Below are 3393 nucleotides of genomic sequence, written 5' to 3'. Positions count from 1 at the left end.
TTGAAGTGTGATAATGACATATTTTAAGGTAGTTTGAAAAAAAAGTGTCCAGAAAATAGCACTTAAACTTCCTAATGCAATGACTTCGGTTATAACTTTATTATGAAAAACCGCATTAAGTGTATACAATGGTGAGGTTCCAATATCACCAAAAACAATACCTATTGCTATCAATGAGCCAGCAAGGGTAATTTTAGATTGAAAATCGGCGTTATTCGTGTGCATAAATTATATTTTTTTTAAATGAATGTATTCTCTATAGACCGTATTCGTCAATTTTTCTATATAAAGTAGCCACTCCAATTTCCAAAAGTCTTGCTGTCTCAGCTTTATTTCCTTGTGTATAATTCAGTACTTTTTGAATATGTAGTTTTTCTATACTTTGCATCGAGAAAGCAGATAGAGTTTTATTGGTTTTATAAACCTGATGCTGCATTTCATAAGGCAAAACATCAATTGTCAAAACTTCATCATTTGCTAAAATAACCGAGCGCTCAATTATATTTTTTAATTCCCGGACGTTTCCTGGCCAATGATAAGTTTCCAATTTCTGAAGAAATTCATCACCAACAACCAAATTTTTTTTATTGATTTTTGCAGAAAATTGAGCTACAAAATAATGTATTAATGGAACAATATCTTTAACTCTCTCCCGTAAAGGTGGAATATTAATTTCAAAAATATTCAATCTAAAATACAAATCAGAGCGGAAACGATGTTCGTCACTTTCTGCTTTTAAATCTCTATTTGTTGCGGCTATTAATCTGAAGTTTGATTTTTTAGGTATAGAATCACCTACTTGTATGTATTCATTGGTTTCTAAAACTCGCAATAATTTGGCTTGCAATTCTATTGGCATTTCGCCAATTTCATCTAGGAATAAGGTTCCGCCGTTTGCTTCTTCAACAAAGCCTTTTTTATCTTTTATTGCTCCGGTAAATGCACCTTGTTTGTGTCCGAATAATTCGCTTTCCAAGATTTCTTTACTAAAAGTACTGCAATTTAAGGCCACGAAAGATTTTCCAACTCGATTGCTGTTTTCGTGAATGGCTTGTGCAAAAACTTCTTTTCCGGTTCCTGTTTCGCCTGTTAAAAGAACAGTTGAATCAGTTTTAGCTACTTTTTTAGCTAAATCAATGACTTGTTCTAGTCCTTTTGATTTCCCTATTATTGAGTCAAAAGAATATTTATCAGAAATGCGTTTTTCGAGTTGCTTGACTTTCTTTTGCAATTGCACCTTTTCCAAAGCTTTGTACAAAAGGGGAATAATTTTGTCATTGTCGTCACCTTTTACGATATAATCAAAAGCGCCATTTTTCATAGCTTGAACTCCATCGGATATTTTGCCGAAAGCTGTTAGTAAAATGACTTCTGTTAAAGGAAATGAAGTTTTTATTTTTTGAAGGAAATCAACGCCATTGCCATCAGGAAGTTTGACGTCGCACAAAACCACATCAATATCGTTGATTTCTAATTTTTTGAAACCTGATTTTAAATCGGGAGCCTCAAAAACCTCAAAACCTTCCGATTTTACAATTCGGGCGAGAAGGTTCCTTAGCTTTTCTTCATCGTCGATGATAAGAATATTTTTCAAAATGGCAGTTTTTATCAGATAATTAACAGTTATTACAACTGAGAAAATATATAATTAGAAATTCCAGCCATTTGTGCATCATCAAGTCTAGCTTTCTTTTGCATACGAACTAAAACTGGTTTCCAATCTTCTTGTGTGTGTTTAGTTACTTCAAATAATTTATGACATTTTGCACAATTGTTTTCGTAAAGACTTTTTCCTGCAACTAATTCTGGCGTAAGTTCCACTTTTGGAGCTGCAGTAACTGGTGCAACAACTTTTGGTGAACAAGAATATATGAATATTCCTAAAATTGCAACTGCTATAATTCTTGCTGTACTCACAATTTTAAAATTGTTTTTTTTGTGTTCGTGAACCTTCGGTTTCATAATTTTTGGTTTTTTTGAATTGTAAATATATATAAAAAACAACAGTTTTAAATCAACTAGTTTTTATACACTTTCAAAGCTTCTCCAAGAATTTGAACTGACTTAATTAAGTCTTCTTTTTTCAGTACGTAAGCGATTCTAACTTCATTTTTACCAACATTTGGTGAGGAATAAAATCCTGCAGCTGGAGCAACCATAACGGTTTCTTTATTATAATCGTAACTTTCTAGAAGCCATTGTGCAAAATGATCCGCATCGGTTACAGGAAGCTGTGCGATACAATAAAATGCTCCTTTTGGAGTAGCTACTTTTACACCTGGAATTTTATTTAATTCAGTGATAAGTGTGTCACGACGTTCTTTGTATTCGGTAATTACTTCGTCGAAATAACTTTGTGGTGTGTCTAGAGCGGCTTCGCTGGCAATTTGCTCGTATGTTGGCGGACTTAAACGTGCTTGCGCAAATTTCATCGCAGTTGCCATAACTTCTTTGTTTTTAGAAACAATACAACCAATACGTGCGCCACACATACTGTAACGTTTAGAAACTGAATCGATCATAATAGCATTTTCTTCGATTCCTGCGATATCCATGATAGAATAATGTTTGTATCCGTCGTAAGTAAACTCGCGGTACACTTCGTCAGCAATCAAGAATAAATCATGTTTTTTGACTAAAGCGGCTAATTGCTGAATTTCTTCTTCCGAATATAAATAACCTGTAGGATTTCCAGGATTACATATAAGAATGGCTTTAGTTTTTGGTGTAATTAGTTTTTCGAAATCAGAAATTGGAGGCAATGCAAAACCTGTGTCTATCGTCGAGATTACAGGAACTACTTTTACGCCTGATGCAGTTGCAAATCCGTTATAATTTGCATAAAAAGGTTCAGGTATAATAATTTCTTCGCCAGCATCTATAGTACTTCCCATCGCAAACAATAGTGCTTCAGAACCACCAGTTGTAATGATAATATCTTCTTTATTTATAGGCAATCCAATCTTCTGGTAGCTTAATGCTAATTTTGTTCTGTAACTATCAAAACCAGCAGAATGACTGTATTCTAATATTTTAATATCAGCATTTTTCACTGCATTTAAAGCTACTTCTGGAGTTTTAATATCGGGTTGACCAATATTTAAATGATATACTTTATTTCCATTTTTTTTAGCAATTTCCGAGTAAGGAACCAGTTTTCTTATTGGAGATTCTGGCATTTGATGTCCTTTGTTTGATATTTTTGGCATGACGATATATTTTGAAATGCAAATTTGCGATTTTTTATTAAATAATTTCCTCAAAAGTGATTCAAAATTGTTAATTCTGTTTTTTCTTACAAAATTATTAGTAACTTTATAGAAACATTAATCCCCAATGAAGAAATTATATTTGCTTTTATTCATATTTTTTACCGTATTATCTTCTTTTTCT

4 protein-coding genes are annotated in these 3393 nt (G+C 32.7%); all 4 read right to left on the bottom strand.

The features are described 5' to 3' along the window. Window positions 1–225, bottom strand: a 225-nt coding sequence (locus ACH2BG_RS07545; RefSeq protein ID WP_395047093.1) for a KUP/HAK/KT family potassium transporter, incomplete at its 3' end; no start/stop codon positions are given. Between the two features lie 31 nt (window positions 226–256). After that, complete coding sequence (locus tag ACH2BG_RS07540; protein ID WP_395047094.1) at window positions 257–1597, bottom strand: sigma-54-dependent transcriptional regulator; 1341 nt, start codon at window positions 1595–1597, stop codon at window positions 257–259. A 29-nt stretch (window positions 1598–1626) separates the two neighbouring features. Further along, the gene (locus ACH2BG_RS07535; protein ID WP_395047092.1) at window positions 1627–1962 is read right to left on the bottom strand and encodes a c-type cytochrome; all 336 of its coding nucleotides are present in this window, start codon (window positions 1960–1962) and stop codon (window positions 1627–1629) included. Window positions 1963–2018: 56 nt separating this feature from the next. Beyond that, a complete protein-coding gene (locus tag ACH2BG_RS07530; RefSeq protein WP_395047091.1) occupies window positions 2019–3209 on the bottom strand; it encodes a pyridoxal phosphate-dependent aminotransferase in 1191 nt (396 codons plus the stop codon). Window positions 3210–3393 lie beyond the last annotated feature (184 nt).

Source organism: Flavobacterium sp. (assembly GCF_043779715.1).
In the GTDB taxonomy this organism is placed as follows: domain Bacteria; phylum Bacteroidota; class Bacteroidia; order Flavobacteriales; family Flavobacteriaceae; genus Flavobacterium.
The sequence above is the reverse complement of the archived record's forward strand: the minus strand, read 5'-3'. Positions and strand labels throughout refer to the sequence as shown.

What these genes read in the sequence shown, in the direction of transcription:
- ACH2BG_RS07535 (WP_395047092.1), bottom strand. Translation starts at nt 1,962, where the DNA reads ATGAAACCGAAGGTTCACGAACACAAAAAAAACAATTTTAAAATTGTG.
- ACH2BG_RS07530 (WP_395047091.1), bottom strand. Translation starts at nt 3,209, where the DNA reads ATGCCAAAAATATCAAACAAAGGACATCAAATGCCAGAATCTCCAATA.